This window comes from Flavobacterium sp. HJ-32-4 (genome assembly GCF_022532105.1).
Classification (GTDB): domain Bacteria; phylum Bacteroidota; class Bacteroidia; order Flavobacteriales; family Flavobacteriaceae; genus Flavobacterium.
In genome coordinates this window covers 2,163,556-2,185,482 of record NZ_CP092832.1, presented here as the reverse complement: position 1 = coordinate 2,185,482, position 21,927 = coordinate 2,163,556, and the positions used below count along the sequence as shown (strand labels likewise).

General features: G+C 47.2%; 25 protein-coding genes. 18 read left to right on the top strand and 7 right to left on the bottom strand.

The window, feature by feature from the left end; genetic code table 11:
- Positions 1-39: 39 nt before the first annotated feature.
- The gene (locus MKO97_RS09140; RefSeq protein ID WP_241102910.1) at positions 40-246 is read right to left on the bottom strand and encodes a hypothetical protein; all 207 of its coding nucleotides are present in this window, start codon (positions 244-246) and stop codon (positions 40-42) included.
- A 386-nt stretch (positions 247-632) separates the two neighbouring features.
- Positions 633-1,319 (bottom strand): hypothetical protein, encoded by a 687-nt coding sequence (locus MKO97_RS09135; protein WP_241102909.1) that lies wholly within the window; start codon positions 1,317-1,319, stop codon positions 633-635.
- Positions 1,320-2,008: 689 nt separating this feature from the next.
- Here MKO97_RS09135 and MKO97_RS09130 point away from each other — a divergent pair.
- The 10 genes from MKO97_RS09130 (at position 2,009) to MKO97_RS09085 (ending at position 9,571) form a co-directional block, all read left to right on the top strand.
- Positions 2,009-2,488 (top strand): hypothetical protein, encoded by a 480-nt coding sequence (locus MKO97_RS09130; RefSeq protein WP_241102908.1) that lies wholly within the window; start codon positions 2,009-2,011, stop codon positions 2,486-2,488.
- 172 nt (positions 2,489-2,660) lie between these two features.
- On the top strand, positions 2,661-2,930 hold the full coding sequence (locus MKO97_RS09125) for a hypothetical protein (protein ID WP_241102907.1): 270 nt from the start codon (positions 2,661-2,663) through the stop codon (positions 2,928-2,930).
- A gap of 98 nt (positions 2,931-3,028) precedes the next feature.
- Positions 3,029-3,376, top strand: coding sequence for a hypothetical protein (locus tag MKO97_RS09120; RefSeq protein WP_241102906.1), 348 nt, complete (start codon positions 3,029-3,031; stop codon positions 3,374-3,376).
- A gap of 230 nt (positions 3,377-3,606) precedes the next feature.
- Positions 3,607-4,062 carry a hypothetical protein gene (locus tag MKO97_RS09115; RefSeq protein ID WP_241102905.1) on the top strand — a complete coding sequence of 152 codons (456 nt, stop codon included), beginning with the start codon at positions 3,607-3,609 and terminating at the stop codon, positions 4,060-4,062.
- Positions 4,063-4,138: 76 nt separating this feature from the next.
- The gene (locus tag MKO97_RS09110; RefSeq protein ID WP_241102904.1) at positions 4,139-4,366 is read left to right on the top strand and encodes a SymE family type I addiction module toxin; all 228 of its coding nucleotides are present in this window, start codon (positions 4,139-4,141) and stop codon (positions 4,364-4,366) included.
- 220 nt (positions 4,367-4,586) lie between these two features.
- Positions 4,587-5,273, top strand: coding sequence for a hypothetical protein (locus MKO97_RS09105; RefSeq protein WP_241102903.1), 687 nt, complete (start codon positions 4,587-4,589; stop codon positions 5,271-5,273).
- Between the two features lie 358 nt (positions 5,274-5,631).
- Positions 5,632-7,017 (top strand): AbiH family protein, encoded by a 1,386-nt coding sequence (locus MKO97_RS09100; RefSeq protein ID WP_241102902.1) that lies wholly within the window; start codon positions 5,632-5,634, stop codon positions 7,015-7,017.
- A gap of 597 nt (positions 7,018-7,614) precedes the next feature.
- Entirely contained in the window at positions 7,615-8,388 is a 774-nt protein-coding gene (locus MKO97_RS09095; protein WP_241102901.1) for a hypothetical protein, read from the top strand.
- 179 nt (positions 8,389-8,567) lie between these two features.
- Entirely contained in the window at positions 8,568-9,059 is a 492-nt protein-coding gene (locus MKO97_RS09090) for a hypothetical protein (RefSeq protein WP_241102900.1), read from the top strand.
- A 170-nt stretch (positions 9,060-9,229) separates the two neighbouring features.
- Positions 9,230-9,571 (top strand): hypothetical protein, encoded by a 342-nt coding sequence (locus MKO97_RS09085; protein WP_241102899.1) that lies wholly within the window; start codon positions 9,230-9,232, stop codon positions 9,569-9,571.
- A gap of 151 nt (positions 9,572-9,722) precedes the next feature.
- Here MKO97_RS09085 and MKO97_RS09080 read toward each other — a convergent pair whose 3' ends face one another.
- Complete coding sequence (locus MKO97_RS09080; protein ID WP_241102898.1) at positions 9,723-10,148, bottom strand: hypothetical protein; 426 nt, start codon at positions 10,146-10,148, stop codon at positions 9,723-9,725.
- A gap of 9 nt (positions 10,149-10,157) precedes the next feature.
- Positions 10,158-10,793, bottom strand: coding sequence for a hypothetical protein (locus MKO97_RS09075; RefSeq protein ID WP_241102897.1), 636 nt, complete (start codon positions 10,791-10,793; stop codon positions 10,158-10,160).
- Between the two features lie 470 nt (positions 10,794-11,263).
- Here MKO97_RS09075 and MKO97_RS09070 point away from each other — a divergent pair, with 470 nt between their 5' ends.
- The 4 genes from MKO97_RS09070 (at position 11,264) to MKO97_RS09055 (ending at position 15,174) form a co-directional block, all read left to right on the top strand.
- A complete protein-coding gene (locus tag MKO97_RS09070; protein ID WP_241102896.1) occupies positions 11,264-11,800 on the top strand; it encodes a tol-pal system YbgF family protein in 537 nt (178 codons plus the stop codon).
- Between the two features lie 84 nt (positions 11,801-11,884).
- Positions 11,885-12,394, top strand: a complete 510-nt coding sequence (locus MKO97_RS09065) for a hypothetical protein (protein WP_241102895.1) — start codon at positions 11,885-11,887, stop codon at positions 12,392-12,394.
- Between the two features lie 213 nt (positions 12,395-12,607).
- The gene (locus MKO97_RS09060; RefSeq protein ID WP_241102894.1) at positions 12,608-13,219 is read left to right on the top strand and encodes a hypothetical protein; all 612 of its coding nucleotides are present in this window, start codon (positions 12,608-12,610) and stop codon (positions 13,217-13,219) included.
- Positions 13,220-13,830: 611 nt separating this feature from the next.
- The gene (locus MKO97_RS09055; protein WP_241102893.1) at positions 13,831-15,174 is read left to right on the top strand and encodes a DEAD/DEAH box helicase; all 1,344 of its coding nucleotides are present in this window, start codon (positions 13,831-13,833) and stop codon (positions 15,172-15,174) included.
- A gap of 8 nt (positions 15,175-15,182) precedes the next feature.
- Here MKO97_RS09055 and MKO97_RS09050 read toward each other — a convergent pair whose 3' ends face one another.
- Positions 15,183-16,286, bottom strand: a complete 1,104-nt coding sequence (locus MKO97_RS09050; RefSeq protein ID WP_241102892.1) for a lactonase family protein — start codon at positions 16,284-16,286, stop codon at positions 15,183-15,185.
- 129 nt (positions 16,287-16,415) lie between these two features.
- On the opposite strand from MKO97_RS09050, the gene MKO97_RS09045 reads away from it, so the two are divergent.
- Genes MKO97_RS09045 through MKO97_RS09030 form a run of 4 tightly spaced genes read left to right on the top strand, consistent with a single transcriptional unit; the run spans position 16,416 to position 20,560 of the window.
- The gene (locus tag MKO97_RS09045) at positions 16,416-18,344 is read left to right on the top strand and encodes a BatA domain-containing protein (RefSeq protein ID WP_241102891.1); all 1,929 of its coding nucleotides are present in this window, start codon (positions 16,416-16,418) and stop codon (positions 18,342-18,344) included.
- Positions 18,341-19,597 (top strand): dihydroorotase family protein, encoded by a 1,257-nt coding sequence (locus tag MKO97_RS09040; RefSeq protein ID WP_241102890.1) that lies wholly within the window; start codon positions 18,341-18,343, stop codon positions 19,595-19,597. The genes MKO97_RS09045 and MKO97_RS09040 overlap by 4 nt, the downstream gene beginning before the upstream one ends.
- Positions 19,587-19,913, top strand: a complete 327-nt coding sequence (locus MKO97_RS09035) for a hypothetical protein (RefSeq protein WP_241102889.1) — start codon at positions 19,587-19,589, stop codon at positions 19,911-19,913. Before MKO97_RS09040 ends, MKO97_RS09035 begins: the two co-directional genes overlap by 11 nt.
- The gene (locus MKO97_RS09030; RefSeq protein ID WP_241102888.1) at positions 19,913-20,560 is read left to right on the top strand and encodes an alpha/beta hydrolase; all 648 of its coding nucleotides are present in this window, start codon (positions 19,913-19,915) and stop codon (positions 20,558-20,560) included. The genes MKO97_RS09035 and MKO97_RS09030 overlap by 1 nt, the downstream gene beginning before the upstream one ends.
- 32 nt (positions 20,561-20,592) lie before the next feature.
- On the opposite strand, the gene MKO97_RS09025 is transcribed toward MKO97_RS09030, so the two are convergent.
- Positions 20,593-21,117, bottom strand: coding sequence for a hypothetical protein (locus MKO97_RS09025; protein ID WP_241102887.1), 525 nt, complete (start codon positions 21,115-21,117; stop codon positions 20,593-20,595).
- Position 21,118: 1 nt separating this feature from the next.
- Positions 21,119-21,883: an MBL fold metallo-hydrolase gene (locus tag MKO97_RS09020; protein ID WP_241102886.1), complete on the bottom strand. Its 765-nt coding sequence runs from the start codon at positions 21,881-21,883 to the stop codon at positions 21,119-21,121.
- Between the last annotated feature and the right edge of the window lie 44 nt (positions 21,884-21,927).

Below are 21,927 nucleotides of genomic sequence, written 5' to 3'. Positions count from 1 at the left end.
GAGCCGAAAACCGTCAAGAGATTGGTGATTGCCGCGCCGCTACGACGTGTGGCAAGCCGGGCTGCAGGTTTTACATCCGTTCGCGCGCGAGTGCGTTTTTTTCGCCTGGGCTACGGCCGTGTAGCAGTTGTCGTGATACCCCAAATCGGTTTTGCTCTGAATCAGGGGAACATACTGGCAACTGGCGCGGTGCACTTCGTGATCGCCGTTGCTCTGGGCGTTGTTGTTGACATAATACTTTTCCATGGTAGGGTGTTTTTTGTGTTACCCTCCAAATGTAACGGGCTGAAATGGAATACTTTTACGGTTTTCCGTAGGTTAGGAGTTGGGGTTTGGGGTTTTGGGTTTGGGGTTTTGGGTTTTGGGTTGGATTGATCCACTCGGGAAAATACTTGTAGGGGTTGGGTTTTGGGTTTTGGGTTTTGGGTGTTGGGTGTTGGGTGTTGGGTTGGATTGATCCTCTCGGGAAAATACTTGTTTGTGTTGAGTTTTGAGTGTTGAGTTTTGAGTTGGACTGATCCAATGGGGAAAATACTTGTAGGGGTTGGGATGTTGGTTATTGGATGTTGGTTATTGGATATCAGTTGCCAAACCTCAACCCCGGAACCACTTCCTACGACACCATGCGCCAATTAAAAATAAAAAGGACCCGCCCAGGCACTACCCGTCTGATTCCCATAACGATTAGCCCGCACAAAAAAGGCACTTGGACCGCAATCAAGCCCGGAAATTGAAATAGATTGTTCGCTTGTGGTGAAGATCTGGCCCGCACCCGGATTGCCTATGTTGTCAGCGCTGACCAATGAAACACTATAGTTATACACATTGCTGTAGGGATACGACCACGAGAACATACGGGTTGCACCGACGCCGGTCGAACAGGAACCCGAAACAAGGATGGAATTGAGATCTATGGGCTCCTGACAGTTTACACCCAACGTGTAGGGTACCTTTTTCCAGGGCGTACCATCAAGACCCGAGCATACGGCCCGGAAATACAAATCGTACCTGGCGCCCGCCTGAAGGTCCGACAAACCAATGGTAGTTGACGAGTAGCCTTCGATTGAGACGCTCGTTCCGGTTCCCTGGGTAAAACCCTCCAGTCCATATTCCAGTTCAAAATGATCCGGATTGTCAAAGTAACCGTAATAGAAACCAAGCGACAAGGCCGTGGGTGATCCCTGCGAAATGGACATTGAAACAGTATCCGTACAGTTACTGGCGTTCGTTTTGACCTCTGAAAGTACGTACGGATCACCTTCGGAATCAAGGTCACAAACTTTCATGATATAAATATCATAAGTCGTGGAAGGCGCCATGGGCCCGATGTATAGAGTGTTGCCTGCCTCCAAAAGGCTCCAACCTGTGCCACGTGTAAAACCAGTAGGCCCAAACTCAATGCGGAAATCTCCTGATTCCCTGGTTTCCACGGTAACACCGGAAGAACCCACCGTCACCCTCGGATTCGATATTTTTGAACAGCCACTCTCAGCTGAGCAACCGACCAGCAAACACAGGAGTAGCAACGTAATGATACTTATGCTCTTTTTGTACATAAGGTTGGAATGTTAGGATCGCAAACATAAAATTAATACCTGATTTAACAAACCTTTTAGGATAAAATCTACCATGGCCACCACGCTACCTCGCACTCGTTCCGACGTCCTTCACGACGCATCCACTCAGTCTCTCCGTTACCCGATTCCTCAATTCCTCAATTCCTCAATTCCTCAATTCCTCAATTCCTCAGTTCCTCAGTTTCTCAGTTCCTCAGTTCCTCAGTTACTCAGTTACTCAGTTACTCAGTTACTCAGTTCCCCTTCACCCTTTACAAATTGTTAAATTCGCCCTTCCCCATTCCCCTCACCTACCGTATTCACCCATAATACGACCGGATTCGGACAAAGTCCGACACGGGATGTTGCCACATCGTAACAGCCTGCTAAATTCGCGCCCATTGTATAACACTGGGCGTGCATTGCGCCCCCTTTTTTTAAAATAAAACGTCATGAGTAATCTCACTGAAAACCGGCTGAACACGACGATTTCAGCCGCTGACCTCACCGCCATCAACACGGCCCTGGCGACGATCCTGGCCAAACTGCCGGCCATTTCGCTGACCGATGACCAGCGGAAAGCCATGAAAAGCATCGACGTCGACAACAAAGTGTTTGCCGAAGATGCCATTTACCAGATCAACTCGAATGGTGCCGGCGTGATCCCGGCCTATGTATCGGCGGCCAACATGCAAACCGACCTCACGCTGTATGAGCAGGCCGACCAGATCAAGGCTACCCTTACCGCTGTGATGCAACGCGTTGACGACATCCGCCAGGTAACGGGCGACGAGCTCTATACGGCTGCCCTCACCAGCTACCGCCTGTTTGAAAGTGCCAGCGGTGCGGGCATTCCGAACGCAAAAACGGGGTATGATGCGTTGAAGGTGCGTTTCGCCGGACAAGGGCGTCGGGCCGACGGCGAAGTGTAAACCCATTGGGCGTCTCCGATTAGGGGGCGCCCTTTTTTATGCGTTCCTATCACAGAAAATCCAACCTGAAACACCCCTTATCCGTGCGTGAAGGCTTGTCATTAAACCGCCACATCAAAAGTGTAAACCTACAGGCAAAAAGTGTATACCCAGAGGTAAAATAAGTACACCTATGACAGAAATAGTTAAACCCACAGGTAAAATATTTTTACCTCTGAGCAAAAAGTTTATAGCTACAGGTAAAATATTTACACCTTCAGGTAAAAAGTTTGCACCAACAGGTAAAATCTTTATACCTACAGGTAAAATAATTTTCCTTGGGAGTAAAATCATTTCACCTAAGGTTAAGATAATAACGCTCCAGATTAAAAATAGTACTACCGTGTATCAAAACCATTTCATTTCAATCCGTATGATGGGATTGTATTTTCAAAAACGGTGACGCACCACACCATCTTTCCCTTTTTTATGGACTGGCCTCACGCCGCCCTTCCCTTATAACACTAGTTTTTATCCACTTTTACAAAACTCCACAACGATATGACCGAACAACCCTACTACCCATCCCTTGGCACGCTCATCAAAAGCGTCTTCCAGAAACGCCGGATCCGTAAAAGCGCCTTATCACGTGTGCTCGGCGTTACACCCGCGATGATCACCAAAATGCAAAACGCCGAAACCATGAGTACTGATCGCCTATGGTACCTGAGTATGGCCCTCCGCCACAACTTCTTCGCCGATATCGCCGCACAGCTCCCCTCCGACTTTGCCACAAACGCACCGCGTGACACCACGGCGTTAGACCGAATTAGCGAGTTGGAAAAAGAAGTGGAAAAATTGAAGACGGAGATTGGGGTTTGGGAGAAGATTGGGAGGAAGGAGTTTTGAGTGGGGAGTGTTGAGTTTTGAGTTTTGAGTTTTGAGTTGGGATTCCTTCACGCGGGACGGTAGGTCTATTGGTGGGGGTGACTTTAGGCTTCAACATATCGCTACGTGTGTTGGGGCAATCATTTTCTTCTTACCTTTCGGTCAGCGGAGCATACATGGTTACCCGGATTTTAGGTTCCTACACGAAAACGGCTAAACCTGGTACGAGCACCATCCCTATAACGAATGTCATGAAAACGAAACTTCTGTTCCTTTTTATCCTGGCTTTTCATGGTAAAATGATAGCCCAAAAATTCGACTTGATAATTTTAGTCAACGAAGAGTTGGTCCAATATGGTTTTTCCTCGCCCAAGATTACCATTGACGGGGTTGACAAAACGTTCTCCGCCTCGTATTATCCGGGTAATTTAGAAATTGACAAAGCCGTTTATGATATGTTGGAAAGTGGGGCAATCAACACTTTTTCCCTGTCGCTGACGTATATAACGTATGAAAAAGACACGCCCCATACCGCCGTCTTTGACTTTAAACTCAGTAAGCGGATGTTCGCCGCCTCTTTTTTGGTGGCACATGTGTATGATCTTAGAGATAAAAAATACCGTAGATGGTATCGTGGCATGTCCGATGCAAACTATCTAGTAGATTATGATTGCTACGGATGTCCAAAATACATTCCATACCGGTAACCTCAAATGAAAACTGCTAAGCGTTAGCCAGCTCATATCTCCGCTACGTCAGCCAATAAGTTGACAACTTTGTCGTATGGCGTTCTTACCTTCGCCCCACAATTATACGACCATGGCCAACCCTAGAAAACTCAAGATCCACAGGAAATACCAAGTCCGTGCGTACGGCATCACGACGACGATACCTGAAATTCGCCTGAAAGGAAAGTGGCTGGAGAAATTAGGCTTCCGGCAAGGGCAAACCGTTATTGTGGAGGAGTTGGAAGATACGCTGGTGATAAGGGTGGATAAGGGGGAAAGGTAAGTTGTTTTTTATACAATCACTTCGCGCGGGCCTCTCTATAATTCTTATCCATTCTTGATTTTAGTAGAATTATTTCCCGGCGAGACAATCCGGTTGATTTACAGAAAAAATTACTACTTTTCGCTTTCAGCTGATTTCTACCTATACGCTGAGATTGGGAGTTACAGCATGGATTCCTCAGAGATATAAATGAGTTAGTGGCAACTCTAAAAGACAGACAGTGAAACTATTCAACTTCATAAAAAGACAATCTAAAACGGACTTCTCACCTGAGCAGACTATAAGACGTTTGGTTGACTATATGCCAGACTTTTACAAGACACAAAGACAGTTTATTAATTGCGTTGAATTTTTAGAGAACAGAGAATGGGAACTTGCACTCGACAGTTTAATTGAACTTGCTGACGAAACAGAACACTATTTTTCTGAAGACTTTTGGCATGGACTTGCTGACTCTGCCGAAAAAATGAACTTAGCAGACAGAGCAAATTATTGTAGAAAACAAATCAAGCGAAATGCAGAAGATATAAAATCAAAAACACCATTTGGCTGGACAACTATAAAATTTGACGACACACATTTTCAACATCACATCTCAGAGAAACTAAAAGAAGAATGGGCGACTGACAGACGTGAGAAAGATAAAGTTCATGAATTGCTAACAAAAGAAGGAGTGGATCTAAAATCACACGGAAGAAGTGGATTTTTATACATTACTGACAATGGGAGAATTGCCGAAGTTGAGTTTGAATTAGGAATGAATGGACTTATCCTGTATTTCAACAGTTTGACAAATTGGTCATTACCGACAAAGCAAACACTAACGGCTGAAGAGAAACAGAAAATAAAAATTGCTATTACTAACTGGTCGACAAAAACAAAAAATGCAATCGAATTTGACGACTGAAAGAAGAGCAGCCACTAACAGCAGCTACAAGAAATTGGCGGTTCAGTGGTTACTTAAAGCTTTGTGCTTCGTAGCTATTTCACTGCTGGCAGACAATTTTGTGCTCCGAAATCCCCCCGCTGGCGCGAGCATCTTGCTCGTGCCGTTTTATATCTGCAACCCGTCGAACATAGCAAATGTCGCAAAACTATGTAGAAATGACAAAGCCCAAATCGTCACTGTTCAAAAGCAAAAAGTTCATGTATAATACTTCAAGCATTTAATTACCTTGGCACGAGCGTGACGCTCGCGCCAGCCGGGGGCGTCCTCTGTTAGTACGTACGCTCCGTAAATTTCGCCGACTTTACGACGATACCCGATGCAGAAGTTAGTGATTTTGCAACGCAAGCGCATCGCGAAAAATAAAGAATTGTCTAGTTTAGCAAGAACGTCACGTACTAGCGCGGAGAGAAAACAACTCAAAATCAACATGAATAAACTAGTTATAGTCGGCAACGGGTTTGATTTGGCCCACGATCTTCCCACTTCATACAAACATTTTATAAATAACTTCTGGAAATCTTTAAAGGACAATTACAAGGATAAAGTTTGTTCTCGAATTGTGGAGATCGACTCTGCATACAACGGTTTCTTGCAATACGGACAAACCACCACCGAATCTTACACAGACTTTGTAAAGAATATGATAGCGTATGCTGAGGATAATGGGGGTAGTTTTAATGTGGAAAGACAAATTCTCAATTCACCCGGCGGGCCTTTTAATACGCGAGAAATCTTCAAATTCAATAATTTTCTTTTCAAGATTATAACAATAGAATCCGTTGAAAACTGGGTGGATATCGAAAACATTTACTATGAGATATTAAAAAGTATTGTCAAAAAGGACGCGCCCAAAGTTTATGATTATCCGCGTTCGATCGAAAGACTCAATCAAGAGTTTGAAGACGTAAAAATTCTTTTAGAGAGGTATATTAGAGTAGAGATAATTAACAAACATGATTTTAGTAAAGAACCTATCAATCTGGACAATATCCTTAGGTATTTTAGAATTGACCCTCTGTATTTGGACGTTCATAAAGAGCACGGAATTTTCAATGAATTCAACAGTGCTGACCATGACGACCTGAGGAAGTTGGACAAGAGAGTTGTTGAGTTATTTTTGGATAATTCTATACCCATCGGAGCGGACGTTGACTGGCCACAGACGCTATTTTTAGACTTCAATTACACTTTTACAGGTTCTGCTTACGCATCATTTATAAACTCCCGAAATGAAAGGGAATATGGTACCGCCCGTCATATCCAAATTCACGGAAGAATCAATTCTAACGAAAATAAAGTCAATTTTGGTTTCGGAGACGAAATGGACGACGATTATAAGGGAATCGAAAACACTGGAAATAATGCTTATCTAAAATACATAAAATCTTTCCAGTATCTCCACACTTCCAATTATCGAAAGCTGCTAAATTGGATTGAAAGCAATAAATTTCAAGTGTATATTTTCGGGCACTCCTGTGGATTATCAGACAGAACGTTGCTTAACGCTATATTCGAAAACCAAAATTGCCGCTCGATCAAAATTTTCTACCACGAGCCTGAGAATGGCAAAGACAACTACACTGAATTGACGCAAAATATTTCTCGTCATTTCAACAAAAAAGCCTTAATGAGAACAAAAATTGTCGACAAAACGTCATGCGTGAAATTAGATCAAAGCGTCCGATTTAGAGAGAAAAAATAACACGCGCCGCCCATCGTAAATCTGCAAACCGTTAGCGGAAATGCGTTATCGTCTGTGATCTATTTAAAGTCAAGCATTCCTGTATTGAAAATATTCCGACCTTTACTTTTCAAAATAATTTGTTATGTCATATAGTATTAATGACTTTAAAAAAGGTGATTCGGTATATTTTAGACATCCGAACATCGGTAATCATGATTTATATTGGGAAGTTGTAGGTATTAATACTCGAACCAACTCATTAGAACTCAAATTAGATGAAATGGGGCTTACAGGCCATGTAACGATGAATATACAATACGTTATCACAAAGTTATCTTTGTAGATATCCCCAGCTTGCGCGAGCGTCACGCTCGTGCCGTTTTATATCTAACCCGTCGAACATGGCAAATGTCACAAAACTGTGTAGAAATGACACGGGCCAAATCGACATTGTTCAAAAGCAAAAAGCTCACATATTACGCTTCACACAATTAGTTATCTTAGCACGAGCGTGACGCTCGCGCCAGCCGGGATACTCAGTTTGAAAACCAGCACATTTTTGATGCTGTCAACCGTAGATTGCGTGACCCACATTGTTCCATAAATCTAACCGTCATGAAAAAGTGGAAAAAGGAAGAGGCGCTTAACGCGCTAAATGATTTAATTAACGACTTAAAAGGTGTTCGTTTAAGCGGACGAAAGTCCCCAGAACATACGCGTTGGCTGGCAAACGCGTTAAGAATTTTAGAGGAAATCTTTGGAAATAAATCTAGATATTGCCAAACGCTTGCGAGCTTTTCTTGGCGTGAAACAGGAACGAGAATTGTTCAGGGTTGGGATATAGAGTATGAAATGGAGCAACATCACGTACAAGCTTTTTTAGCACAATTAAATCAGGCCGAAGGACTACTATTGGCTGCGCAAGATCAATTGCGAGCCAGCGATATTGATGACGTCTACGAAGACAAAACCCAAGCAATTGAAACTAGTGAGCTAATCACAATCATAAATCTTGGTGAAAAAAAACTACGCAAACTCATACGAGAAACTCCGGCTAGAGAAAAAGAAATTCAAGACAAATTTGAGGATTTATTATTGGGTAATGATATTGATTATGCGAAGGAATTTCCACACATAATGTATTCATCCAAACAATATATACCTGACTTTAGCTTTGAAAGAATGAGTTTAGCCGTCGAGATTAAACTGTGCAAAAGTGATGAGAAAGGTTTGATAGCCCAACTAAATGATGATATCCTCGCGTACAGAACGAAATTTAAAAATATACTTTTTATTATATACGATCTAGGCAATATAAGAGACGTAGACAACTTTAATCGATCATTTGATTCTTATGATGATGTCATAATTCAAGTGATTAAACATTAGAATTAAAATGATAAGTAAATAATTGCGATGCCCCCGCTGGCGCGAACATCTTGCTCGTGCCTTAGAATGGAGAACATCTCGTAAATAATTTTAATCACTATTATCTGGTACGAGCGAGACGCTCTCTCCATTATGGGAAATATCACCTGCAATACTAAAAACCAAAAATCTATTAAACCATGAAGTTTACGGAAGAAAAAATCATGAAAATCGGCATGTTAGTCGCTCTTGTAATAGTTGTAAGTTTTATAGTTACGTATTTGCTTATGAAGGGAAAGTCAAAAGACGAATTAGAGGCCTTTAATAATATGTTTGGAGGTTTAAATACCTTATTTTCCGGGTTCGCTCTAGCGGGAATAATCCTGACAATACTACTACAGAAAAATGAGTTAACCCTTCAGCGACAGGAGCTATCAGAAACAAGGGAAGAGCTTAGACGAACGGCAGAAGCTCAGGAAAAAGCAGAAAAAGCATTAAATAGACAAGCAGAAAATTTAAAAATTTCCGCTAAGCTTTCAGCCATGAGTACGCTTGTAAATTACTACGGAGAAGAAGCGGCAAGTAGCAAAGGTTATATTGGTATAGAAAACGGTCATTCGAATTCACTGACGAAGAGGAAAGAATATATTCTGAAAATCGAAGAAATTCTTCGAAGAAAAGAACTTAATTAAATGTAGTGCGGTTAAAAGCGTCTACATACATTCTAGGCTGCCCCCCCCGCTGGCGGGAGCGTCACGCTCGTGCCCACCTTCCATCACCCCGCCTACCCCTTGTGTTAATGCTATAATTTGTACCCAAAAAGTAACGGTTTGTAATCGTACTTGTCCGGAACTTTGCGCCTATGCAAGGCCACTACAAAAAACCAGTAACCATCTGCTTCATTTCGGGGATATGGACAGAATCAAACCGCGTCACCCATTATGCCATACACAAGTTTCTCGATCCGGGGGTTACGGCGCCGGCGAAACTCACCCTCGAGCAGGTAGTAGAGGTGATCGAAAAATACAAACGTCGGATCTTCACCTGGGAATGGAGCTACGAAGCGGGCCGATTTCTCGAAGGAAAGGAGGTGTTCTTCAAACGGAATGAAAGAGGCTGCTACCTCTATACCGCGCCCTATGAGGCCCGCACGAAAAACCTGCGGCACCTGCTCAACCTGTCGTGGTATAACAAAACGGTGTAGGTGTAGCGCGCTGCTTGTCGGGCGCCACCCGCGAGTCGGGCAGATAGTTTGTATTTTGTGATTAAATAGTTAGGTACGCACGTGGCGCATGCGCCAGCGTGCGACAAAAAAAGCGCCTTTAAGGGCGCTTAATCATTATTTTATTTTTTATTTAAAAAGGTCTTTCAAATATTGGAGCGTTAATAAACTTTAGTTGGTCTAGATTTGCTCGCTCCAATAGCGAATACAGCTGCGTATTTTCAGACTTTAATTTCGTTTCAAAATCAAGCAAAATCTTCCTCCGTGAAAGCGCTTCATCCAAACTCTTAAATTTGCTCAAGCTAAGATTAGCTGTTATATATTTTACAAACTCTTCATCTGTTGAGATGTCTTTTGCAGTAACCCCCCTGGGCAAGGCATTGGCAAATTCCATAGTTAAAGTTCTCCGTTGGCGAAAAGTCTCACTTTGAACCATCTTTTCGCAAAGCTCTCGGGCTTTAATGACTTCAATCGAATCTAACTTGACTTTTTCTATGTGACCTATGGCTTGACCAAAAGAATTGAAACAAATTAGGACTACGAATATTAAAAATTTCATTGGCTAAATTTAATGGCAATCACCCATGCAGTCATTAAAACTTTCGTTTGCTTCATTTAAAGAAGTGTAATAAATTGTATAAGACGTGTTCCTAGTAAATTGGTCACTAGAAGTCATCATAGAATTGTAGAATAATTCCGCCATTTCATATTCAATATCCATGTTATTTGCGCAGCCTTGTTGACAAGGTGTTAAATTATTAATTGGTTCAGGGTCAGAGTAGGAAGCTCCTATAACAAAATTAAAATCATGGCTATTTAAAGTAGATAAATCATTATAAAAACTTGCAAATGTGCCTCTTAAATTGTCGCCGCTCGATAACACGTTATCCAAAGCTGTCATTCCAGCCGAAACACTAGTAAATCTTGTCTTCGACAAGTTAGAAGTCAGCCATGTTTGAAATTTCGTTCTGGACGACATGTCTGCTCCAGACCCATAAATCTTATTCGCAAAGGCTTGCGAATATGCTTTGTGAGTTTGAAAATAACTTGAATTCATTATTGTCGTCTCAAAATAACTTTTCATTGAATTGAGTTGTACTTGCGTAAAGTCTGCGGTTTCATAATTTGCTTGCGAATTTTCCGATTCACAAGAGGCAATGCTTGCAGCTACAAATAGAATTGCTAAAGTTCTAAAGATTTTCATAAGAATTAGTTTGATTTTTAAATATGCTTAAAATACTATCGTAAAGCTATTATGCAATCGATCGTATACTTTCTTTATCAGTATTAATTTTTTGTTAATTTTTAAAAAATCCTAAGTCTGTACTAGAGCAATTGAATAAGCTTCATCGAAGTGAAACTATTGATTGAGTAATCTTTCTCGATTAGTAAATTATAAAGTTTTTTTCGTGAAGTTTTAAAAAGACTTTCCCCCGCTAGCGCGAGCGTCACGCTCGTGCTGTTTTATATCTACCACCCGCCGAACATAGCAAACGTCACGAAACTATGTTGAAATGACACAGCCCAAATCGTCACTGTTCAAAAGCAAAAAGCTCACATATGACGCTTCACACAATTAGTTATCTTAGCACGAGCGTGACGCTCGCGCCATCGGGGAAGAAACAATCGAGACGTGGTACTATAGAGGTACTAAGCACAGGAATACTTAACACTATGAAAGGTTTACTATTTACACTGTTTGCGGTTTACTTGTACCCATCGCTTGTCAAGGCACAGTGCGACGACAAATTGCTGTTCGAAAAAGCGTCTGCGTTGATCGACTCTTTTTACCTCGTTTATAATGACCACTACGGCGAGTTAAATCCGGAAACCACCAAGGTTTTTGAAGTAGGTTTGTCTGGCCAGGCGATGGATTATCTGAAAGATATCCTCGATGACACTAACTCTGAGTATTACACAAGAGCCCTTTTTCTTAAAGGGGAGATTGAGTATAACCTCGATAAGGAAACCGCGCTGACCGATCTTGAGAATGTCTTGCTTAGGAACGATGCAACAACGCGGGAAATCTCCTATTCCTGCCTTTATCTTACGTATGTCTACCTTAAAAAAAACGAGTATAAAAAAGCCTTGAGTTATTTGGAACGGCATGCGGCATACCCAGGCCCTATAGGTTGTGGAAATGAAATTGAGGGTTGGAAAGCCCGAATCGAACTTTTAAGGAAACGCTGTAAGGAGGGAATTGGAAATTGACGGGACGGTTAAGCCACCGTACGCGATCCTCCGCCCCGCTATTTCAAGTAGTTAGCAGACATTTTTCAACACGAACTGTAGCAAATGAAATTAAGCCAAAAATCAAAATATTTCCTGTCAAGCACCTTACTTATAGCGCTTTCTTTTTTGTACGTCCTGCTAATCAAAATTGGAATTGATAAACAAAATATTGATCTAGAAAAAGTAAACAGAATTTCTGGTGTCGTCGAGCATTCAGGAATAGACATTCATTACGGAAGCAAAGGAAGAACATCCGATGTATTCTATATAAAACTGAAATACCTTGATGAAAAAGTTGGTGTTTATCGATTCTCAGGGAAATACGAAGACTTATTACAACTTGTAAAAGCGGGTGATAGTATTACGGTGTATGTCAGCGGTAAAGCTAATCGAAGAGAAAATGTGAATAGTAATGTAATTCAAATTGAGAAAGGAACTGAAGTTTTACTCTCTAAAACTGAGTATGAAAATAAAGAAAGTACATTAGTATATATTGGAATAGGAGGTTTGATTAGTCATGCCATAATCTTTTATTACAATAGAAAAAAAAATCTAAGGTTGCGTAAAAAGTAAAAGGGTCTGCTAGCCGCTATTGTTCGTAGGTATGAAGTTGGCGTTCCGACTTTGCCGCACTCCCGCCACCACAGGTCGCGTCAGCCCCTCCTTCCGCCCCGCATCTACCTGGATAGCCTGATGCCCAGAGAAGCCATCGATTCGACCCTGTGCCGCTCATTGTCTCATTTTCTAATTATCTAATTCTTCAAACACCTCACGTTTGCAACTCTAATGCCCCTCCACCCCAAACTCCTCCTCTACCTCACCCTCGCGTTTATAGCGGCTACCGTCGTGGGTACGTTGCTGCATGAAGGTGGGCATTTTATGGTAGCGGAACTGTTGGGGCACGAGGCCTTCCTGCATTACGGTTCTGTGTCGTTCGGCGATAGGGGCGAAATTACCCACGACGATTCGTTTTGTATTTTGCTGGGAGGCGTGGGCTCAACCCTCGCCATCGGCACGACGGGGTTGCTCCTGCTGTATGTGAACCGCCGTTCGTTTGCCAACGCCACGGCCCTGAGCGTACGGCAATGGGTGGCCGTATTCCTGTCGCTTTTCTGGCTGCGGCAGGTGTTCAATGCCTCGTTTGGGCTATGGCGTTACCTCCATAAAGGCACCTTCCGCTCCCGCGGCGACGAATCCCGCATCGATCGTTACCTGAATTGGCCCTATGGCACCACCCTTCTTCCTACTGCCGTCATCGGCCTGGTGGTACTGGTGGTAGTGTGCTTCGTGGTCGTACCCCGCGCCCAACGCACCACCTTCGTCCTCGCCATGGCCCTCGGCTGCTCCGCCGGCTACTACCTGTGGCTGGTCACGTTCGGACCGCTGTTGCTGCCGTAAATTGGCGGACTACCATACGAACACCTTTCTATATTCGGTGGGGCCTCCCATCACGTCTCTTGGTAGAGGCTATTCACCCGAAGCGTCATTTGCGCATCCGCTGTCAGGCTGCCTCTCCATAACCCCTTTCTCAATCGGGCTTGCACCTCCCCCACGTCCCTCCAAAGAAGCCACTCCCCGCTAGAAGCACCATTATCTCATTTTCTAATTGTCTAATTCCCCTCTTCCGACCCAGCTTCAACCCCTAGACCATAAGTTCCAGCTACCTCTCCACCCCATTATCTCATTTTCTAATTTTCTAATTATCTAATTCCTTCTCCCGACCCAGCTCCAACCCTTAGAACATAAGTCCCAGTTACCCATTCGCTAATTGACTCATTCGCTAATTCGCTAATTATCTAATTCCCTCTTCCCACCCAACTTCAACCCTTAGAACACAAGTCCCCGCCACCTCTCCACCCCATTATCTAATTTTCTAATTGTCTAATTATCTAATTCCCTTCTTCCGACCTAGCTTCAACCCCTAGAACAAAAGTCCCAGCCACCCATTCGCTAATTCGCTAATTGGCTAATTCGCTAATTAACTCCCTATCTTTGCCCAAATTTCCCTTATGTCCTTCGAATCGTTTGCCCTTCCCAAGTCGCTGCAGAAAGCCGTTGATGAACTCGGACTTTCCCAACCCACTCCCATACAGGAGCGCGCGTTTCCGGTAGTTATGTCGGGGCGCGACGTCATGGGCATCGCCCAAACCGGCACCGGAAAAACCTTTGCCTATCTGTTGCCCCTTCTCAAGCAATACCGCTTCACGCCCACCCATACGCCCAAGATCGTCATCCTGGTACCCACCCGCGAACTCGTGGTGCAGGTGGCCGACGAAGCCGCCAAACTGGCGAAGTATATGTCGGTGCGCATCCTCGGCATCTACGGAGGCGTGAACATCAACACCCAGAAAACCGCGGTCTACGAAGGCGTTGACCTATTGGTCGGCACCCCCGGCCGCGTCATGGACCTCGCCCTTGACAACGTCATCCGCTTTGACGAAACGGCCAAGCTGGTCATAGACGAGTTCGACGAAATGCTCAACCTGGGCTTCCGTCCGCAACTGACGTCGATCCTGACGATGATGCGTCCAAAACGACAGAACATCCTCTTCTCGGCCACCATGACTGAAGAAGTCGACGAGATGCTCGACGAGTACTTCGATTTCCCAGAAGAAGTCAGCCTCGCGCCTTCGGGCACGCCCCTTGAAAGCATCCGGCAGGTGATGTATGCCGTGCCGAACTTCAATACCAAAATCGCCCTGCTCGCGCATCTGCTCGAAACCGAACCGGATATGACGCGCCTGCTGGTCTTCCTCAACAACAAACGCATCGCCGATTTGCTGCACGAACGGCTGGAGGAACAGTTCCCCGGACAATTCGGCCTGATCCACTCGAATAAATCGCAGAACTACCGCCTGAACACCATGGCGGATTTCCGAAACGGCGACATCCGGGGCATCATCACCACCGACGTGATGTCGCGCGGACTCGATATTCCGGCCATTACCCACGTACTCAACTTCGACATCCCCGAAACACCCGAGCTGTATATCCACCGCATCGGCCGTACGGGGCGTGCGCAGGCGGAAGGTGTGGCGATCTCGTTCTTTACCCCTAAGGAAGAAGAAGCGAAGATCGAGGCGGAAATGCTGATGGACAAAGAAATCCCAACGACCCCGCTACCGGAGGCCGTGGAAGTATCCGACAAGCTGATGCCGTTTGAAAAGGAGCGGCAGAAAATCAAGAATTTGTCGAAGAAGGCACGTTCGGAAGACAGCGGGACGGCCTTCCACGAAAAAGCCACCCACAACAAAAAGGTGAACCTGGGCGGACCGGGCAAAACCAAGAAAAAAACCGGATCGGTCAACCGCGGACTACTGAAAGCCCGGGCGGCGAAAAAGAAGAAAAAATAAAGTGTCGTTTACGGCACGAACACCAAACACACCGGTGAGCAGACCTTGATGGTGTTGCCGGTGTCGGTCAGGTCGCCTGAAATGCGGTCGACCTTGAACACGGTGATGTTGCTTGTTTTTTGGTTGGCGACCAACAGGAAGTTCCCACTCGGGTCAAACGCAAAGTTGCGCGGTCCTTCCCCTTTGGTGGGAATCCGTTTCCGGAACTGCGGCAGTCCGTCGGGTCCCAATGCATAAATCGAAATATCGTTCGCCGAACCGCGGTTGGTGGCATAAAGGTAACGTCCGTCTGGCGACACATGGATGTCAGCCGCGCCAATCTGCCCGGTAAATCCAGTCGGAACTACTGAATCTTCACGCAGGCGTTTGAATACGCCGTTACGATAGCTAAACGTGGTGATGGTGCCGTCGAGTTCCTGTAGCAAATAGGCGAATTCGCCTTTCGGACTGAACGCCAGGTGCCGCGGGCCGGAACCGGGTTTCACCGGAATCGCTTCCTGCAGCATTAGGATGCCTTTTTCGGCCACAGGATAATAACGATAGAGATAGATCTGGTCGGTGCCGAGGTCGTTCACCACTACATATTTGCGATCGGGTGTGAACTGCACCTGGTGGATGTGCGACTTTTCCTGACGCTGCGGGTTGGTGCCACGACCACGGTGCGGGATCACCTGTGCCGGTGCCGACAAACTCCCATCAGGATTGCGACGGAAGACGGTAAGGCTGCCGCCGGAGTAATTGGCTGTGATGACGTTTTTGTCGTCGGCCAGGATATAACACGGATCGGCTCCGTTGGTGGGCTGGCTCCCCAGGAAACGAAAAGCCGCCGTCGACTTGTCAAACGTGAAGGCGCTGGCCTTGCTGTCGGCGCCGTTTTCGTTGACAGCATACACGAAACCGGCGGGATCATACGTGAGGAAACTCGGGTTCACCACGCCTTGTGTCGACGAGCGCTCTACGGCCGTGCCGCTGGTGGTATAATAGTCATATGCATAGATACCGTTGCTGTTGCATTCGTTGGTATAGGTGCCTACCAGGAGGGTGATTTTCTGGGCGGAGGCTGTCAGGGTGGAAACAGCGGCAAAAAGGGCGAAGAAGATACGTCGTTTCATGATGAATTCTCGGTTTCACGGCCCGAATTTACGGCAAGAAAAAAAGAAAAAAGTAGTATTTTTGACAAATTTAGTACGCTACCCAACGTCCGGTGTCCGTTATCGGATGCAGGACTAAAATCCACCAAAGTGCATTTCAAACATCCTGAGATACTTTACTTTCTTTTCCTGCTGCTCATCCCCATCCTGGTGCACCTCTTCCAGTTGCGCCGGTTTCGAAAAGAATATTTCACGAATGTGCGCTTTTTACAACAACTGTCGGTACAAACCCGGAAGAGTTCGCAACTAAAGAAATGGCTGTTGCTGGCGACCCGCTGTCTGTTGTTGGCGGCTGTGGTCTTCGCCTTTGCCCAACCGTTTTTTGAGGCGAAGGAAAAGAACACCAGCACAAACGAGCTGTTCATCCTCCTCGATAATTCGTATTCGATGCAGGCCAAAGGGCAAAAAGGCGAACTGATGCGCCGCGCTGTCGAAGACCTACTGGCCCACACGCCCGAAGACCAGTCGTTTTCGCTGCTGACCAACACAGACGACTATTGGAATACCGACATCCGTTCGATCCGCCGCGACCTGCAGCAACTGCACTACTCGGCCCTGCCGTTCAGCCTTGAGGCGATGATGGCGCGGGTAAAAGCGCACCACAGTCCGTATAAGAAAGACATCCTCGTCATCACCGACGGCCACGGCATCACCAAGCGTGATCTTGAAAGTATTGACAAGAACGCGAATACATATTTCATCGTGCCGGAGGCGGAGCAAAAAAGCAATGTATCGGTCGACAGCGTCTACGTCACGCAGGTGCTCGACAACTTCTACGAGATTGAAGTGGCGTTGTCGGCGCAGGGCACGATCGAACACGACATCCCGATCTCGCTTTTCGATAACGGCAGCCTGGTAGCGAAAACGCTGGTGCGGAAGGAACTGTCGGAGAAGACGCTGCGGTTCAACATCCCAAAAAAAGACTTCAACGGTTTTGTGGAAATCGAAGACAAAGGACTCGTTTACGACAACGCGTTGTATTTCGCCATCACCCAACCCAAACGGACGGCGGTGATGAGCCTCGGCGACGACGCCAAAGCGGGCTTCCTGAAACGTATTTATACGGAAGATGAATTCGATTACGCGAACGTACCGGTCGGCGCGCTCGACTACAATCGCATCGAAAACCAGGACGCCATCATCCTGAACGAACCACGGGAGTTGCCACAGGCGTTGCAAACCACCTTAAAGGACTTCGTTTCACGGGGCGGGAACCTGGTGGTGATTCCGGCGGCGGATGCGAACCTTGCGAACCTCAATACCTTCCTGTCACAATTCGGATCGGTCAAGTTGAATGCGCCGGTGCAGGGTAAGAAACGGATTACGAAGATTGCGTTCAACCACCCGTTGTACCAGACGGTGTTTGAAAAGAAGATCGAGAACTTCCAATATCCAGAGGTGACGAGTGCCTACCCGATTACGACAGCAGCCCCGGCGGCTCTGAGTTTTGACGACCAGACGCCGTTCCTGGTGGCGTTGCCTGCGGAGGTGTCGTCGGTGTATGTGTTCGCCTCGCCCCTTGACAAAACAGCGGGCAACTTCCAGAATGCACCACTCATCGTCCCTACCTTTTATAATATGGCCCAGAACGGCGGGCATGCGGGTGTAACGGCGCTTACGATCGGCGACGACCGTCCGTTTATAGCGGAAGCGGAATTGGGGAAAGACGATATCATAAATGTGAAGAACAAGCGCGAGGATTTCATTCCCGTGCAACAGATACTGAATACGAAAGTACGGCTGACCTTCGGTGCGTATCCGCAGGAAGCCGGGAACTTTGGGGTTTTCAGTAAAGGGACGCTGTTGCGTAACATCGGCTTCAACTACCCCCGCACGGAAGGGGACCTCACCACGGATGGCGCTGCATTACTTGATGGCCAGATCATGGCCGACGATGCCCAGTCGCTGTTCGACCGCCTGCGTACCGACCGCACCGACAATGAAATCTGGAAATGGTTTGTCGCGCTCGGCCTGCTTTTTCTCCTCACGGAAGTGTGTATCCAAAAATTTGTATCATGAACGTAACCCTTCGCCACGTACAGATCGTTGACCCTGCGGGGCCGCATCACGGACAAACGGCCGACATCCGCATCGAAAATGGAACCATTACCGCTATCGGAACCGGACTTGACGCGCCGGCAAACGAAGCGGTGACTTTCGACAATGCCTGTGTGTCGCCCGGATGGTTCGACAGCAGCGTTTCATTTGGTGAACCGGGTTTTGAAGACCGGGAAACCATCGCGAATGGACTCCACACCGCGGCACGCAGCGGCTTCACGGCGGTAGCGCTGCAACCGAACTCCTACCCGGTGATCGACAACCAGTCGCAGGTGCGGTTTGTGCAAACGCAGGCCCATGGATCGGCCACCCGCCTCTACCCTATCGGCGCCCTGACCAAAAACAGCGAAGGCGCGGAACTGGCGGAGCTCTATGATATGCAACGCGCGGGCGCCGTAGCGTTTGGCGACTATGGCAAAAGCCTTGACAATGCAAACCTGTTGAAAACGGCACTGCAATATGTGCAGGATTTCGACGGACGGGTGATCGCGTTTTGCCAGGACGCGTACCTGAAAGGAAAAGGATTTGTGAACGAAGGCATCGTCGCCACGCGGCTCGGCATGAAGGGCATTCCGGCCCTGGCCGAAGAACTGCAGGTGGCGCGCAATCTCTTTTTACTGGAATACACCGGCGGACGTCTGCACCTTCCGACCCTGTCAACGGCCCGCTCGGTGGCACTCGTACGGGAAGCCAAGGCCAAGGGACTGAATGTGACGTGTAGCGTGACGGTGCACCATTTGGTTTTGACGGATGAAGCCCTCGATTCGTTCGATACGCGTTATAAAGTCACCCCTCCGCTTCGCACGGAGGCCGACCGTAAAGCATTGGTGGAAGCGGTTTTGGATGGTACCATCGATATGATTACCTCCGACCATAACCCGCTGGATATTGAACTGAAGAAACTGGAGTTCGACCTGGCCAAAAGCGGCACCATCGGACTCGAAAGCGCGTTCGGCGCCTTGTTGAACGTGCTGCCTGTCGATGTGATTGTCGCAAAGCTGGTGGACGGAAGGAATGCCTTCGGGCTTCCACGACCGACGGTTGCAGTGGGCGCACAAGCCGAGCTGACCTTGTTTACCACCAAAGGGGAACGTGTGTTTTCGGCGACGGATATACTGTCGAAATCGAAGAATGCCATCTTCCTGAACCAACTGATGAAGGGCCGGGTGTATGGCGTGTATGCACAACAAAAACTGGTGATCAATGGCCACTAAGGAATCTTCTGGAAAAACCGCCGCCATTATGGCGTATATCCTGATTGTGGGGGTGTTGATTGCGCTGTCGATGAACATCGGTGAAGACCGGAGTAAATTCGCGTCGTTTCATATCCGCCAGGCCTTGGGACTTTCGATTGTATTTGTCTCACTGGGCCTGATGGTGAGCAACTTCGACAACTGGATGATCACCGCTTCGATGTATATTTTCGTAGGGGTGCTGTGGTCGTTCGGACTTTTCTCGGCCGCGGCCGGACGCATGACGCCTGTTCCGTTGTTGGGTGCCTTTTTCCAAAAATTCTTTAAAAACCTCTGATGTCGCTGTACCACCTGATCCGCAAACCGGCTACGCTTAAAGAAAAGAACCCCTTGCTGTTGCTGTTGCACGGCTATGGCAGCAATGAGGAAGACCTTTTTTCTTTTGCCGGAGAATTGCCACAAGACGCGTTTGTGGTTTCGGCCCGCGCACCCTACTCCACTGGATACGGCGGGTTTGCGTGGTATACCATCTACTTCGACCGGGGCCCGGAAAAGTTTTCCGATGAGAACGAAGCCCGTGATTCGCGTGACCGCATCGTGGCGTTCCTTGACGAACTGCTGGCCCAGCATCCGATTGACCCGGACGACGTGACGCTGATCGGTTTCAGCCAGGGAAGTATTCTAAGCCATGCCGTGGCGCTGTCGTATCCGGCTAAAATCCGACGGGTGGCGGCGCTGAGTGGTTACCTCAATACGGCGCTCATGACCGAAGGTTTTGCACAACAGTCATTTGAGCACCAGCGTTTTTTCCTGTCACACGGCAGTGTCGACCAGGTGATTCCGGTCGACTGGGCCCGTCAGGCAAAGCCCGCACTCGACCAATTGGGCATAACGAATGAATACCGTGAATATCCGGTCGGACATGGTGTGGCCCCCCAGAATTTCTTCGATTTGCGGGATTGGCTGGAACGGACGCGGAAGTAGTCGCACCCTGACGTCTGTAGATTCCCCTTTGTTCACTGTACGAGTTCTTTCGGATAGATAACCGACTCGACCAGTTCGAAATCCACTGATTTGTCGTCGTTTATAAAGTACTTGATCAACGCTTCCCCCCAAATGGAGCCGTTGCTGAAATCGGCGATGATCCAACGGTGGTTCAGAACTTTCGCTTTGTTGATGATGAACTTCTGCCCGTCCATGGGTTCGTAGCCGGTGTATTTGTTTCCTTCGCGGGCATCGTTATAATCGAGTAGTTTCCCAATGACGAGCGGCGGAACCTGATCGTGCGTCAGGGCATTGGGCGTTGTTTGGTTGTCAAAATACTCCTGTGCGTGCTGGTTGCCTTCCAGATCAAAGTAGGCACCATCGACCCATTTGTTATACAGCACCGTGACTGAATCCTGCCATTTCTTGCAATCGGCCGTCGAGGATTCCGCGTTTGGTGATGAACCGGCGGGCGCCATTTTGGTGAAATACATATAGGTGAACAGGTTCAGCAATACGGCAATGATAAACAGGTATAAATACAGCGAACGTCTCATGTTATAAGGTGATTTCTAAATTATCATAGGCCAAAAATACGCCATCCGGCAACATGTGCTGCACGTCGGCATGAAAACCGAAATGGTGGCTGATGTGGGTAAGGTAGGTGCGCTCGGGGGCAATCTGCCGGATGAAGGCCAACGCTTCGTCGAGGTTGAAATGCGTAGCGTGGGGCTCGAATCGTAAGGCGTTCACGACCAACACCTTTACTCCTTCTAATTTCGCCATTTCACGGGGTTCGATGGTCTTCACATCCGTCAAATAGGCAAAATCGCCGATACGAAACCCGAACACCTGAAGATCTCCGTGCAGCGTATCGATGGGAAGGATGTCTAGCCCTTTGACCTGGAAGGATGTCCCCGACCGTATCTCAAACGTTTCGACCGACGGCGCACCCGGATACCGGTTTTCCGTTTCAAAGATGTAGTCGAAGCGGCGCTCGAGATTGTCGAGCACACGACGATGGGCATACACCGGCATCGCGCCCTGACGGAAGTTATAGGGACGGATATCGTCGAGCCCCGCGGTGTGGTCGGCGTGTTCGTGGGTAAAGAGAAGGGCATCGATATGGTGGCAGCCTGAGGTAAGCATCTGCTGCCGGAAATCGGGGCCGCAGTCGACGACGAGTGAGACGTCTTCCACTTGTATCCAGACCGATACACGAAGGCGGCGATCACGCGGATCGGCACTTCGACACACCGGATGATCGCTTCCGATGACAGGAATACCCTGTGAGGTGCCGGTACCAAGGAAATAGACTTTCAAACAGCCGGGTTTTAGTACAAAAATAACACTATAACCCGTTCCCC